Origin of the sequence: Sulfitobacter rhodophyticola, assembly GCF_041281685.2 — a bacterium.
Lineage (GTDB): Bacteria > Pseudomonadota > Alphaproteobacteria > Rhodobacterales > Rhodobacteraceae > Sulfitobacter.
Genome location: NZ_CP166251.2, coordinates 2,040,852 through 2,053,741 on the forward strand (window position 1 = coordinate 2,040,852; position 12,890 = coordinate 2,053,741).

At 60.2% G+C, this 12,890-nt stretch carries 14 protein-coding genes and 1 tRNA gene; 11 read left to right on the forward strand and 4 right to left on the reverse strand.

The genetic code is table 11. From position 1 onward, the window contains the following. Positions 1-7 precede the first annotated feature (7 nt). A complete protein-coding gene (locus tag AB4X18_RS11110; protein WP_370400142.1) occupies positions 8-1,360 on the reverse strand; it encodes a cytochrome P450 in 1,353 nt (450 codons plus the stop codon). A gap of 130 nt (positions 1,361-1,490) precedes the next feature. On the opposite strand from AB4X18_RS11110, the gene AB4X18_RS11115 reads away from it, so the two are divergent. From AB4X18_RS11115 to AB4X18_RS11125, 3 genes are all read left to right on the forward strand, one after another. Continuing rightward, on the forward strand, positions 1,491-2,087 hold the full coding sequence (locus AB4X18_RS11115; protein WP_370400143.1) for a hypothetical protein: 597 nt from the start codon (positions 1,491-1,493) through the stop codon (positions 2,085-2,087). Positions 2,088-2,208: 121 nt separating this feature from the next. Next, a complete protein-coding gene (gene tuf, locus AB4X18_RS11120; protein WP_370400144.1) occupies positions 2,209-3,384 on the forward strand; it encodes an elongation factor Tu in 1,176 nt (391 codons plus the stop codon). 267 nt (positions 3,385-3,651) lie between these two features. Further along, the gene (locus tag AB4X18_RS11125; RefSeq protein WP_370400145.1) at positions 3,652-4,131 is read left to right on the forward strand and encodes a hypothetical protein; all 480 of its coding nucleotides are present in this window, start codon (positions 3,652-3,654) and stop codon (positions 4,129-4,131) included. Positions 4,132-4,168: 37 nt separating this feature from the next. Here AB4X18_RS11125 and AB4X18_RS11130 read toward each other — a convergent pair whose 3' ends face one another. Continuing rightward, positions 4,169-5,053, reverse strand: a complete 885-nt coding sequence (locus AB4X18_RS11130) for a glycosyltransferase (RefSeq protein WP_370400146.1) — start codon at positions 5,051-5,053, stop codon at positions 4,169-4,171. 153 nt (positions 5,054-5,206) lie between these two features. Here AB4X18_RS11130 and AB4X18_RS11135 point away from each other — a divergent pair, with 153 nt between their 5' ends. The 3 genes from AB4X18_RS11135 to AB4X18_RS11145 all read left to right on the forward strand — a co-directional run bounded on the left by AB4X18_RS11135 (position 5,207) and on the right by AB4X18_RS11145 (position 8,166). Then, positions 5,207-5,860 carry a CatB-related O-acetyltransferase gene (locus AB4X18_RS11135; protein WP_370400147.1) on the forward strand — a complete coding sequence of 218 codons (654 nt, stop codon included), beginning with the start codon at positions 5,207-5,209 and terminating at the stop codon, positions 5,858-5,860. Between the two features lie 215 nt (positions 5,861-6,075). Next, positions 6,076-6,921, forward strand: coding sequence for an FAS1-like dehydratase domain-containing protein (locus AB4X18_RS11140; protein WP_432816597.1), 846 nt, complete (start codon positions 6,076-6,078; stop codon positions 6,919-6,921). A gap of 3 nt (positions 6,922-6,924) precedes the next feature. Next, positions 6,925-8,166 carry a CoA transferase gene (locus AB4X18_RS11145; RefSeq protein WP_432816598.1) on the forward strand — a complete coding sequence of 414 codons (1,242 nt, stop codon included), beginning with the start codon at positions 6,925-6,927 and terminating at the stop codon, positions 8,164-8,166. 90 nt (positions 8,167-8,256) lie between these two features. Here AB4X18_RS11145 and AB4X18_RS11150 read toward each other — a convergent pair whose 3' ends face one another. After that, positions 8,257-8,751, reverse strand: coding sequence for a DUF892 family protein (locus AB4X18_RS11150; protein ID WP_370400150.1), 495 nt, complete (start codon positions 8,749-8,751; stop codon positions 8,257-8,259). A 155-nt stretch (positions 8,752-8,906) separates the two neighbouring features. On the opposite strand from AB4X18_RS11150, the gene AB4X18_RS11155 reads away from it, so the two are divergent. The 4 genes from AB4X18_RS11155 to nusG all read left to right on the forward strand — a co-directional run bounded on the left by AB4X18_RS11155 (position 8,907) and on the right by nusG (position 10,883). Next, positions 8,907-8,982: transfer RNA gene (locus tag AB4X18_RS11155), tRNA-Trp, on the forward strand. 136 nt (positions 8,983-9,118) lie between these two features. Beyond that, on the forward strand, positions 9,119-9,883 hold the full coding sequence (locus AB4X18_RS11160; protein ID WP_370400151.1) for a hypothetical protein: 765 nt from the start codon (positions 9,119-9,121) through the stop codon (positions 9,881-9,883). A 68-nt stretch (positions 9,884-9,951) separates the two neighbouring features. After that, the gene (gene secE / locus AB4X18_RS11165) at positions 9,952-10,149 is read left to right on the forward strand and encodes a preprotein translocase subunit SecE (RefSeq protein WP_370400152.1); all 198 of its coding nucleotides are present in this window, start codon (positions 9,952-9,954) and stop codon (positions 10,147-10,149) included. A gap of 200 nt (positions 10,150-10,349) precedes the next feature. After that, positions 10,350-10,883: a transcription termination/antitermination protein NusG gene (nusG, locus tag AB4X18_RS11170; RefSeq protein WP_370400153.1), complete on the forward strand. Its 534-nt coding sequence runs from the start codon at positions 10,350-10,352 to the stop codon at positions 10,881-10,883. Between the two features lie 72 nt (positions 10,884-10,955). Here nusG and AB4X18_RS11175 read toward each other — a convergent pair whose 3' ends face one another. Beyond that, positions 10,956-12,236, reverse strand: a complete 1,281-nt coding sequence (locus AB4X18_RS11175) for an adenylate/guanylate cyclase domain-containing protein (RefSeq protein ID WP_432816599.1) — start codon at positions 12,234-12,236, stop codon at positions 10,956-10,958. A 227-nt stretch (positions 12,237-12,463) separates the two neighbouring features. Here AB4X18_RS11175 and rplK point away from each other — a divergent pair, with 227 nt between their 5' ends. Beyond that, on the forward strand, positions 12,464-12,889 hold the full coding sequence (rplK, locus tag AB4X18_RS11180) for a 50S ribosomal protein L11 (protein WP_370400156.1): 426 nt from the start codon (positions 12,464-12,466) through the stop codon (positions 12,887-12,889). The last annotated feature ends 1 nt before the right edge of the window (position 12,890 follow it).

The following is a 12,890-nucleotide window of genomic DNA, read 5'->3' on the forward strand; positions in this document are numbered from 1 at the left end:
CGCCGATTCAGGCCGGTTCGGCCATCAGCCAGACGCCGCCTTCGGGCCGCAAAGTCAGGATCATCACCGGCTGTGGCTCCTTGCCTTTCACGGCTGTGAACCTGAAGCGTGACAGCATCGTCGCAAGAATGATCACTGCTTCCTGCAGGGCAAATGACGCGCCGATGCAGATGCGCGGCCCGTCGCCGAACGGCAGGTAGGCATAGCGGTCGATCGCCTTGCGGTCGGCAAAGCGTTCGGGGCGGAAGGTATCGGGATCGTCCCACAGCGCCTCATGTCGGCCCAGCGCATAGATCGGGATCATGACCGTGTCGCCGGGCAGGATGTCTGTCCCGCAAAGGGTGTCTTTGCGCTGGGCGGTGCGGGAAATGATACCGGCGGCGGGATACATGCGCAGGGCTTCGTCGATGATCTGGCGGATGAAAGGGAGCCGGGCCACGTCCGCACCGGTGCAGGCGCGGCCTTGCAGTACCTGCTGCGCCTCTGCCCGGGCGCGGTCCTGCACGTCCGGATCGAAGGCCACAAGGTACATGGCCCATGCCAGCGTCAGCGCGGTGGTTTCGTGCCCGGCCACGATGAAGGTCAGCAGATTGTCCCGCAATTCGGAGGTGTTCATCTTGCGCCTTGTCTTGGGGTCGTGACCGTCAAGCAGCAGGTCGAGCAGGTCCGGCACCCCTTGTGGCTCCCGTGCGGCGCGAGCCTCAATCGCCTGATCGGCCATCTTTTTCATGTCGCCCAACGCTGCGGCGGACATCACACGGCCCGCGCGCGGCACCCAGTCGGGAAACCCCAGCACGTCAAAAAGGCTGATCTTGCCCGCCTCGGCGATGTAGTGGTCAATCGCTTTGTGTACGCTTTCCCGGTCGAAAGTTCCGCCACCGGAGAAGGTTACGTCGCCGATCACGTCAAAGGTGGTTTGCACCATTTCATCCAGCATGTTGACCGCGCGGGGGCCCGCCTGCGCCACCCGCGTTACCGCGCGGTCCGCGGCGGCGGTCATGATGGGCGACAGGTTCATCACGTTGCGGTGCGAAAAGACGGGCGCGGCGGCGCGCCGCTGCCAGCGCCAGTGTGCGCCTTCCGCGATGAAGAGGGAATCGCCGATTGCCGGTTTCAGCAGGTTCTTGGTCACGACGGATTTGGGGTAATCCTCCACCCGGTCCAGCAGGATTTCGCGGATCGTCGCGGGGTCCATCACCATGTGCCAGCGTTTGCCGGTGCGGCCGGAAACCACGGGTTTCTGCGTGGCAATTTCGGGAATGATGCTGAGCACGTTACGACGCGCCTCCCGCAGGCTTTTGAGGATGCCCCATTTCTCGGTCGCAAGCGGGACACGGACAGGATGGCGGGCGGTGTGCATGATGGCTCCGTGTTTTATTGGACAAAGGTAGGGCATGCCCCGCGCCCTGCAAACGTGGCATTTGATTGCACCTTGTCGGGGCTTGCGCTATCCGCCTTGGCAACGACAACCGGGGAAAAGGGAGCGTGTCATGGGGCGCATCGTGGCAGTATTGATGGCAGTGGTTATGCTGGCGGCGTGCAATGGCGCGCGGGATCTGGACAAGGCCCCGGTCGCCCTGGGTGATTTCAACTTGCAGCACAACATTGCCGTTGCCCCCAAGGCCGTCAAAGGCCCGCTGAGCCGCGAGGTCAGCAAGGAGGTGCTTGCCAAGTCGCTGGCGGATGCCACCGAAGAACGGTTCGGACGCTACAGCGGCACGCGCAACTATCACTTCGGGATGAGCGTGGAGGGTTACGTGCTGGCGCAGCCCGGTATCCCGCTGGTGCTGGCCCCCAAGTCGATCCTGATCATCAACCTGACGGTCTGGGACGATGCAAAGCAGAAGAAGCTGACACCCGAGCCGCATCAGATCACGGTGCTGGAATCGTTTGATCAGGGACCGATTGTCGGGTCGGGCTATACCAAGTCCGCCGAGGAGCAATTGAAGAACCTCAGCCAGAATGCCGCCAAGCAGATCGAGAATTTCCTGGTCAAGAAGAACCGCGAAGAAGGTTGGTTCAACGGTGTGCCAGAAGCCGAACAGGTCGCGGCGGACACCACCGAAGCGGCGGAAGTGGCACAATAACCCGAGACGGGTGCGCAGGGGCCAAGACCTGCTTGATTTTATTGCGCAGACCAAATACATCGCGCGCCATATCAGACCGGGCCCGGCGTGGCCCCTCAATATCAAAAAGGGTGCTACCACCATGGCAAAGGAAAAGTTTGAACGTAACAAGCCGCACGTGAACATCGGCACGATTGGGCACGTTGACCACGGCAAGACGACGCTGACGGCGGCGATCACCAAGTATTTCGGTGACTTCAAGGCGTACGACCAGATCGACGGCGCGCCTGAGGAAAAAGCCCGCGGCATCACCATCTCCACCGCGCACGTGGAGTATGAGACGGACGCGCGTCACTATGCGCACGTCGACTGCCCCGGCCACGCCGACTACGTCAAGAACATGATCACCGGTGCCGCCCAGATGGACGGCGCGATCCTGGTGGTGAACGCGGCTGACGGCCCGATGCCCCAGACACGCGAGCACATCCTGCTGGGCCGCCAGGTGGGCATCCCCTACATGGTCGTGTTCATGAACAAGGTGGACCAGGTCGACGACGAGGAACTGCTGGAACTAGTCGAGATGGAAATCCGCGAGCTTCTGTCCTCCTACGAGTATCCCGGCGACGACATTCCGATCATCGCAGGTTCCGCACTGGCGGCGATGGAAGGCCGTGACAACGCGATCGGCGAAGACAAGATCCGCGAATTGATGGCGGCTGTGGATGAGTACATCCCAACACCTGCGCGTGCCGTGGACCAGCCGTTCCTGATGCCGGTGGAAGACGTGTTCTCCATCTCGGGCCGTGGTACGGTTGTGACCGGTCGTGTGGAGCGTGGCGTGATCAACGTCGGCGACGAGATCGAAATCGTGGGCATCCGCGACACGGCCAAGACCACCTGCACGGGCGTGGAAATGTTCCGCAAGCTGCTGGACCGTGGTGAAGCGGGCGACAACATCGGCGCCCTGCTGCGCGGTATCGACCGTGAAGGGGTTGAGCGGGGGCAGGTGCTTTGCAAGCCGGGCTCCGTGACACCGCACACCAAGTTCGAGGCCGAGGCGTATATCCTGACCAAGGAAGAGGGTGGCCGTCACACGCCGTTCTTCGCCAACTACCGTCCGCAGTTCTACTTCCGCACGACGGACGTGACCGGCACGGTCCAGCTGGCCGAGGGCACCGAGATGGTGATGCCGGGCGACAACGTGTCTTTCGGCGTTGAGCTGATCGCGCCCATCGCGATGGAACAGGGCCTGCGCTTTGCGATCCGCGAAGGCGGCCGGACTGTTGGTGCGGGTGTCGTGTCGAAGATCACGGAGTGATCCCGAGACGCGCATTGCAAAGCGTGTCGAAGATCACTGACTAAGGTTGCGCTTGCCGCGAACTATGGGGCCCACCTGAGGCACCTGAAAAAAGAAGGCCGCAGCGTCACCGCTGCGGCCTTTCGCGTGGCGGGGTGGGGGTTTTCCGGGCAGCGGCAGCGACATGATGCTTACAATTGTCTTCTTCTGCACTATCTTTGAGATATGGCTTATGCGTTAAACCCAATTCGCTTCGTTCTACTGCTGTTATTTCTGGCCTTTCCTGCGATGGCGATGGCGAGCGAGGCAGATCGATTCGTTGGCACATATGTGGGCGAAGCGCAGTTCGTGCATGAGGGCGAGACGCGCCGCCGGGACATGAGCACGACCATCAAGGACACCAAGAACGGTTTCCAGCTGAGCTGGACGTCGGTCACCTACAAGGACGACGGGCGCACGACCGAGAAGGCCTATACCATCAACTTCACCCCGAGCGACCGCCCGCATATCTATCAATCGGCCATGGCACAGAACCTGTTCGGGCAGTCCAGACCCCTTGATCCCCTGAAGGGGGAACCGTTTGTCTGGGCGCGGTTTGAAGGCGACACTTTTTCCGTCTTCTCGTTGTTTATCAACGAGACGGGGAACTACGAAGTGCAGGAATTCCATCGCACCCTTGTCGAGGAAGGTCTGGACCTGCGGTTTCTGCGCATCCGCAATGGTGTGATTGAGCGGGAAATTGAAACGCTGCTTGTGCGGCAAGACTAAACGCCGTCCGCCAAACCGGATCTGGATGACTAGGGGATCAGGATGCGTTCTGTGATGGCGCATCCTTGGAACCATCAAGGAATACAGCCGCCCGTTCCGCCCATAAGGCGCGCATCAGGCGCAGGTCAAATCCGAAGCGGCGTTTGAAATAGCGCGTGGGTCGGGCGTGGCGAAACTTGAAGGACTTGGTGCGCCTTGCAAAGCTGGCCAGATGGCTGTCGTTGTCGTGATGGGCACCGCGGATGAACATCGGTTCCTCGTTCCATGTCATCGCGGGCATATGGTGCCAGATCTGCAGGTGGTTGAAATCAAACAGGGTCCGGTTGGTGTCGGGGCGCAGGAAAACCATCTGCCCCGGTGCCCAGAAGCGCATGGAGACCGGATTGATCTCAATCCCCGCTGCGGAGGTTTGCATGATGAAACCCCGGCAGAAATCGATGCCCAGCCTGCCGCTTTCATCGAAGAAGGATTGCATCTTGGCAAAGACCGCGCGGGTGCGAAGGATGAATTCGATGGCAACCGCGTCGTCATCGTCTAGCCGGTATTGGGCGATGGCGGTGCAGGTCGGGTCGATATGGTCGTGTATGATGGTTCGGCAGACTTCCATCATATCCTGCCCTTCGGGCCAGAAGACCGGTCTGATCTGTGGCACGGTTTCCAGCAAGGCCAGCACGCGACTGCGCCATGGATCAGGCAGGCCGTCCCCCATCACGAACAGATGGGTGAAATCCGGATCCGTCTGTGCGCGCAGGCAGGGCAGAAGTACATGTTCCAGCAGGAAGATGCGATGTTCCAGCCGGTGGGGTGCATAGAGCGTGGCGCGCAGGGCGACAAGGTCCCCGCCTTCGCGGCGAAACCCATCCTGACCACAGGGGTATGACCACCGGGTGATCCCGAGGGCCTGGATATTGTCGGTGTGCATTTGCTCTGCCTGACGTTCGCCGATCTTATGCGCGGCTTTTGATTAAAGCTATGTGAAGCCTTATGGCAAAGAAAGCCGACGCCGGGAGGTTTGCGGGAAGTGTTGCCTGCCTGCCCGCGGTGCGTATTGTGCCGGGATCAGAGGATATGCGACATGCCGCCCCCACCATTCCCGAACCCGGACGTCCTGCATCCCGTGCGATTGCCCGATGGTAGCGCACATGCGGGAACGGTGTTTTTGCGCGCTGCACTTGACCATCCACGCATCGAGGTTGGCGCCTATACCTATGCGAGCGCCTTTGATCCGCCCGAGGACTGGGCCGCGCGGCTTGCGCCTTATCTGTTTGATTTCAGCCCGGAACGGCTGATCATCGGGAAATTCTGCCAGATTGCCGATGGGGTGCAGTTTATCACGGCATCTGCGAACCATCGGTATGACGGGATTTCCAGCTTTCCCTTTGCAGTCTTCGGCGGGGCGCGAGAAGGCAGGCCGTCGATGCCGGAACGGGGTCCAGACACGGTTGTGGGGCATGATGTCTGGATCGGGCAGGGGGCGAAGATCCTGCCCGGCGCACAATTGGGAAACGGCGTGATTATCGGGGCGGGCGCGGTGGTCGGCGGCAGCTTCCCGTCCTATTCGATCGTGGCGGGAAATCCGGCGCAGGTGGTGCGGACGCGGTTTGATCCGCCAAGCGTGGTGCGTTTGTCTGAAATCGCGTGGTGGGATTGGCCGATCGACATGATTCTAGCACATGAGGCGGAGATTGCAGGCGCTGACATCGAGGCGCTGTCCCGGATTTCGACCTGACCCGGGCTTTTTGATCCAGATATTTTTTGGTGTCTCCCTTCATGCCGCAGTTGCAAAAGGCGCTGCGAAAGATGCTGGAATATCAGTGCGAGCGGCTGATGCTGCATTTGCAGCCTGTCGCCATTGTATACCATAGTCCACCGTTAAGCTATTAAAAACGTTTGATTTTTTTGAAAACTGCTTCATGTTTCCCGGAAGAATTTGCGGGAGGTACTATGGATCAAGTCAACCTGGGCGCGTGGATAGATCGCAGCGAAATCACACATGGCGGAATCTCTCAGCAGAAGTCAAAGCTGGTGCACGCTGTGTTGGGTGCGCGCGGCACGGCAGAACCCAAACGGGGGGAGCGATTGCCCGCCTTGTGGCATTGGTACGCCTTCCCGCCTGCTGTCCCGATGGAAGAGCTGGGGACCGACGGGCATCCGCGCCTTGGTGATTTCATGCCGCCGGTACGCTTGAACCGGCGCATGTGGGCAGGTGGCAGTCTCGAGTTTCTTGCGCCCTTGCATGTTGGAGAGACTTTGCGTCGCCGCACACGTATTGCCGATATTGCCGAAAAGAACGGCAAGGCGGGTGAAATGGTGCTGGTCAGCCTCGATCATGAGATCAGCGGTGCACAGGGCCTTGCCGTGCGGGAGCGGCAGGACATCGTCTATATGCAGATCCCCGATGCTTATCGCGCGCCAAAGCCGATTGCCGCGCCGCAGGTACCCGACCTGAGTGAAAGCGTCGAAATGAGCAATCCGCTGCTGTTTCGATATTCCTCCATCACCTTCAACGCGCACCGCATTCACTATGACCTCGCCTACACGCGCGAGGTGGAACATTACCCTGACCTGGTGGTGCATGGCCCGCTGCAGGCAAACCTGTTGATGGATATGGCGACGCGCCACCGCGGTTTTGCGCCCACGTTGTTTTCCTATCGCGGCGTGCATCCGGCATTTGCGACCGATGTCATCACCACGGTGGCGACCAAGAAAAGCGATGTGGAATGGGATTTGGCGACCGTTGCTGGCGGCGCGCATCAGTGCATGCAGGCCAGTGCGATGTGGGAGATTTGACCAATGACTGATGTCTTGAAGGGTATGCGGATTGTCGAAGGGTCCGCCTTTGTGGCGGTGCCGTTGGCGGGTATGACGCTGGCGCAGATGGGGGCGGACGTGATCCGGTTTGACCGCATTGGCGGTGGGCTGGACGCGGGGCGCTGGCCGGTTGCGCCGTCGGGACAGAGCCTGTTCTGGGCTGGCATGAACAAGGGCAAGCGGTCCATCGCGGTCGATATGAAATCACCCGAGGGCAAGGAGTTGATCACCCGGATCATCACCGCACCGGGCGAAGACGCGGGCATGTTCCTGACCAATCTGCGGGTGCGCGGCTGGATGGACCACGAGACCCTGAGCCAGCATCGCCGTGATCTGATCATGGTCACGCTGATGGGCGACCGCCATGGCCGACCGCAAGTCGATTACACCGTGAACCCCGCGCTGGGTATCCCCGATATGACCGGGCCGGAAGAGTATGAAGGGCCGGTCGCGAATGCGTTGCCGGCCTGGGATCTGGTTGCCGGTAACATGGTCGTTTCCGCCCTGCTGGCGGCAGAGCGGCATCGCTTGCGCACCGGCGAGGGGCAGGATGTTGAATTGTCGCTGAAGGATGTGGCGGCGGCAACGCTGGGGCATCTGGGCATGATCGGCGATGCGGTGGTCAATGATGCACCGCGCGGCAAGGCGGGCAATGCGCTTTACGGGGCGTATGGTCAGGATTTTGTCTGTGCCGATGGCAAGCGGATCATGGTGATCGGGCTGACGGCGCGGCAGTGGTCCGGGTTGGTAAAGGTGACCGAAACGGCAGATCAGATGGCAGCACTTGAGGCACGGACCGGCAAGGACCTGAAGGATGAGGGCGTGCGTTGGGCGCTGCGTCAAGAGATCACCCACATTCTCAAACCTTGGTTCGCGCAGCACCCCGGCCCCCGGATTTCGCAGCAGTTTGATGCGGCGGGTGTCACATGGTCGCAATTCCGCAGCGTGAAGGAAGCAGTTGCGGAAGATACCGACCTGAGCCCGGACAACCCCATGTTCGAGCAGCTGCACCAGCCGGGTCTTGGCACCTTTCCGGTACCCGGATCGCCGATGTCATTCTCGCGCCACGCACGGAAATCCCCGCAGAAGGCCCCGGATCTGGGTGCCCATACCGAGGAAATCCTGGGCGATGTTGTCCGGATGACCGATGCGGAGATCGCACGTCTTTTCGACACTGGCGTGGTGCAAAGCCCGAATTATGCGGTGGGGCGGTCCGCGGCCTAGCGATACTACGGGACTGGCTGCTGCCGGGCAGGCAGCAAAAACCCCGCCACGATGGGCGGGGTTGTCATCTTGTCAGCTAGGGGTCGTGGATCAGGCGGCCTTCTGGTTCACACCGCCCTTGGCGATGTCGGTCATGCGACGGTCGCCGTCGTACGTGTTGTCAAGCTGGGCCTGAAGAATTGCGCCGTCTTCATCCAGATCCAGACGGTTGGCAAAGGCAACAAGACACCCGTATCCGGCCAGCGCGTAGTGCACCATGCGCTGATACTGGGTGATGATCATCGCGTCGCGCGCGGCGTCATCCCCGAAATCGGCGTGCAGCACGTGTGCCTGCGCTTCTTCCACAAGACCTTCCATGCCTTTGCAATGCTCGCCCTGGGGATCGATTTCGTGGGTCGCGCAAAGCGATTTGAGCTTGTCCAGACCCCGGGCGATGCCGTTCGAACCGTCGATCAGGGCCTCGCTCAATTCCTTGTCGGAGGCGGCGCGGCCCAGTGCGTTCGTGGCTTCAAGCGACTGTTTGCAGGCGCTGTGCAGGTCTTGCAGTTGGTCGTGGTAGACGTCTTTGAGCGTGTTGAGTGTCATCTTGTGTTTCCCTTCGTGTTGCGCATTGTCTGCGATGTTGTGGGATCAACGCAGCATCCCGGGGGCAAGGTTCCAAAATGATGCGGAAAAACCGGTCGCAGGGGATGATCCCCCTTGATTGCGGGAACGATTGCGACTAACCCGAAGCCCGGCACAGGGGTTTAGCTCAGTTGGTAGAGCATCGGTCTCCAAAACCGAGGGTCGTGGGTTCGAGTCCCTCAGCCCCTGCCATCCTTTCCGGAATCTGACGTGAGCCGCCCTGCCGCGTGGTGTATCCACAAGGCTGGCCGTTTTTCTGCCACTTTTTCGCCCCGTAATTGCCGTTTCCTGCGGCTACGCGAGAAAGGATCAGGCGAAAGAGACAGAGATGACCGATCACGTACAGAACGAAAATCTCAAGATAGAAGACACACCCGCTGACCCGGTTGAGACGGCAGGCACAGATGCGGATGCGCCGCTGGATGATGCGTCCATGGATGCAATCCGGTCCCTGCTGGCTGAAGAAACCAAAGCACCTGTCGCGGCTCCTGCTTCTGCGAAGCGGTCAAGGAAGGCCGATGCGCAGCCGGTTGATCCAGAACCTGCGCCATGCGAGGCGGATGCGAAGACCGGACGTGCCGCGCGTCGGATCCTGCCGCCGATCGCAGCCCCCGAGAAAGAGGCCGGCGCTGCACCGCGTCCTGCCAAAAAGCCTCGTGGGCCCGGGCTTGTGTCGAAAGCCACCGCACCGCTGATGGCGCGCATCAAGGGCTATCGCCCGACGCCCAAGCACATGACCCTTGCCGCACTGGCGTTGCTGGTTCTGTTCCGCCCCGGTCTGGTGATCGGTATCGTCTTGCTGACCCTGTTCATCTTTGTCGGAGTCTTTCTGGTGCTGGGCTATGACGGCTTCTGGCAGCGTGGCATGGCGCTGGCCCGCTGGTATGCGGAACGCAATCCAACCCGTTCCGCGGCCCTTCATGCCCGGCTGGACACGTTTGCAATGAAATGGGACGCCGTGCTTGACCGTTTCCCGGAGGGGACGGTCGATGGTCTGTACTTGCCGGATTTTCAGGAATTGCAAGCCGCCGAAGATCGCCACGACGCCGCCCTTGATCGCCGTCTGAAAGATATGCGCGAAACCGAAGTGTGATCTTTTGCAGGCTTGATCTGCGTCGCTGCAGCGTCTAAATGACCTGTCAGATCATCAGGGAATGCATCATGGCCACCACCAATCCGCTTCAGTTCATCCAGCAGGTCCGCGCCGAAGTGGCGAAGGTCGTCTGGCCCACGCGGCGTGAGGTGATGCTGACCACGGTGATGGTGTTTATCCTTGCGGCCCTGACGGCGGTCTTCTTTGCGGTTGTGGATATTCTGATCCGTGGCGGGCTGAACACCATTCTGGGCATGTTTGGCTGAAGCCTGCGCGAGCATTCTTTCCACAGATAAACGCTTGAAGTCAGCGCCGCTGCGCGCTACTCCGCAATCCTGATCTGATCGGGCGCGCGAAGAATCAATTTGCGCGCCGCTTTTTTATTCAGATTTGCCGGGGTGATCCGGCGCGAACATCGGACCGACGGCAGGCGAAGACGCCGTCCCAAGCAGAGGCCCAGTTACACATGGCAAAACGGTGGTATTCGGTCAGCGTCCTGTCCAACTTCGAAAAGAAGATTGCGGAGCAGATCCGCACATCTGCCGAAGAACATGGGCTGGAAGAACAGATTGACGAAGTGCTGGTTCCCACCGAGGAGGTGATCGAGGTCCGGCGCGGCAAGAAGGTCACGACTGAGCGGCGCTTCATGCCCGGTTATGTTCTGGTGCACATGGAAATGTCGGATCAGGGCTATCACCTGATCAATTCGATCAACCGCGTCACCGGTTTTCTGGGCCCGCAGGGTCGCCCGATGCCGATGCGCGACGCCGAAGTGCAGGCCATCCTGGGCCGCGTGCAGGAAGGCGAAGATGCGCCACGCACGCTGATCCATTTCGAGGTGGGTGAGAAGGTCAAGGTTGCCGATGGTCCGTTCGAGGACTTCGACGGTATGGTTGAGGAAGTCGATGACGAGAACCAGCGCCTGAAGGTGACGGTGTCGATCTTCGGCCGCGAAACCCCGGTGGAACTGGAGTTCACGCAGGTGAACAAGCAGGGTTGATGGGGTCCGATGGCGTGTCAGGGTGATCGTCACCGATCACTCGGCTCACTCCCATTCCACCTTTCAGTTTGCTCATCCGGGGTCGTATGCAAACGATGTGATCTGCGCCACGCGGCCGCGGATGTCGGTCTGATCAAGAGCTGACCAAGCCGGAGGCGCTTGTTCCTCTCCCGACGCCCTGCGCAGGAGTTCACCAGATACAACCAACCCGGACTGAGTAGACTTTGCGGTTTCCTGCAGTCGGGCGGCGACGTTCACGGTATCTCCCAAAACGGTAAATTCCATTCTGTCCGGTGTGCCAATCGCCCCGGCAAAGACCTCTCCGCAATGGGCGCCTATGGTGATCTTGACCGGAGGCTGTGACAGGCGCTGCCTCTCATGGTTCCAGTCTTCGATCTTCTTGAGGATTCGCAGGCAACAGGCCAGCCCGTCCTTCTCCGCTTGTCCGTTGTCACTGGGTACGCCGAAAACGGCCATGACGGCATCGCCGATGAATTTTTCCACAAAGCCTGAATGCGCGGCAACTTCCTTTGTCACAATCGCACGGAAGGCGCTGAGCATCTGCCCCAGTTCTTTGGGGGGCAATTGTTCAGATATCCCTGTAAACCCACGGATATCCGCGAAAAGAACAACAGCATGCTGTTGTCTGCCGGATTTCAGCGCGTCTATCCCCTGTTCTGCCACCACATCTGCGATGCGATCCGGCAGGTAACGCGACAGGTTGGCGGACCGGTTGGCCGCGGTAATGGCGGTCTCCAGGGTTCTGCGGCGTCGGCTGACAGCGAGAAGCGCGAGAAGTGTGGCAATGCCGACAAATCCCCACCGCGCGGCATTCTGAACCGATCCGAAGAAGAAACCGGGGTTTTCCTGGGGCGTGGTGTCAATGCCGTAGACAGACGAAAACACGAACCACGTCCCGGCAAAGCTGACAAATGCGATGATTACCGGAAGCACGGTGTAGCGCATCGTGGCCAGGATCAGGATGGAAAAGAAGAATACGAACCCGGGGACCGCGCTGTGCAGGCTCATGGGGGAGCCGGAGACAGTCAGCGCGAAACCAATCAGGAGCGCCAACGAGCACCCATCAATCGCCGTGAAGAAAAGGCTCATCTTCGGATCAAAGAAGCGTTCCATTGAGAAGATCGCAGATATGATCGAAACCACTGCGTAGGACCCGAGATAGGTCAGAACCACTGGAGCAACCGGAAGGGTGAGCCCGCCCGCAATCAGGAACAGCGTGATTGCCGCGCAGGTGATGAGGAGGCGCGCAAAGGCAGACACCATCTGCGCCTCCCGTTCTGCCGCCAGAACCAGGGCGCGCGTCTGATCGTTGTCCGAAGGGTTGCGTGTCATATGTGTATTCTTAGCCTAGGCCCCACGGGCAAATCCATCTTCTAAACCGTCTTGCTTGGTATGCACGTTGTCCTTGCATTGTGTTCCTACCCCCTATATCCGACGCCAGTCGTTCTTTGGGGCGACTCACTCATGTGGGAGGCACGCGCGCCGCGGCGCGCAATCCGGACCACACAACACATACCCCCGCGGTCGCGACCAAGGGGCGTTGGAAAAGGAGAAGGCCAATGGCCAAGAAACTCGTCGGTACGATGAAGTTGCAGATCAAGGCGGGGCAAGCCAACCCGTCGCCACCCGTAGGCCCCGCATTGGGTCAGCGCGGCATCAACATCATGGAATTCTGCAAGGCGTTCAACGCCAAGACCGCAGACATGGAGCCGGGCGCGCCGTGCCCCACCGTGATCAGCTATTTTCAGGACAAGTCCTTTACCATGGACATCAAGACGCCGCCTGCGTCCTATTACCTGAAAAAAGCCGCCAAGGTGAATTCCGGTGCGAAAACACCGTCGCGCGAAACCGTTGGTTCCGTGACCACCAAACAGCTGCGCGAAATCGCGGAAGCAAAGATGGTGGACCTGTCCGCGAATGACGTGGATCAGGCGATGAAGATCATTCTGGGCTCTGCGCGGTCCATGGGCATCGAGGTAAAGTAAG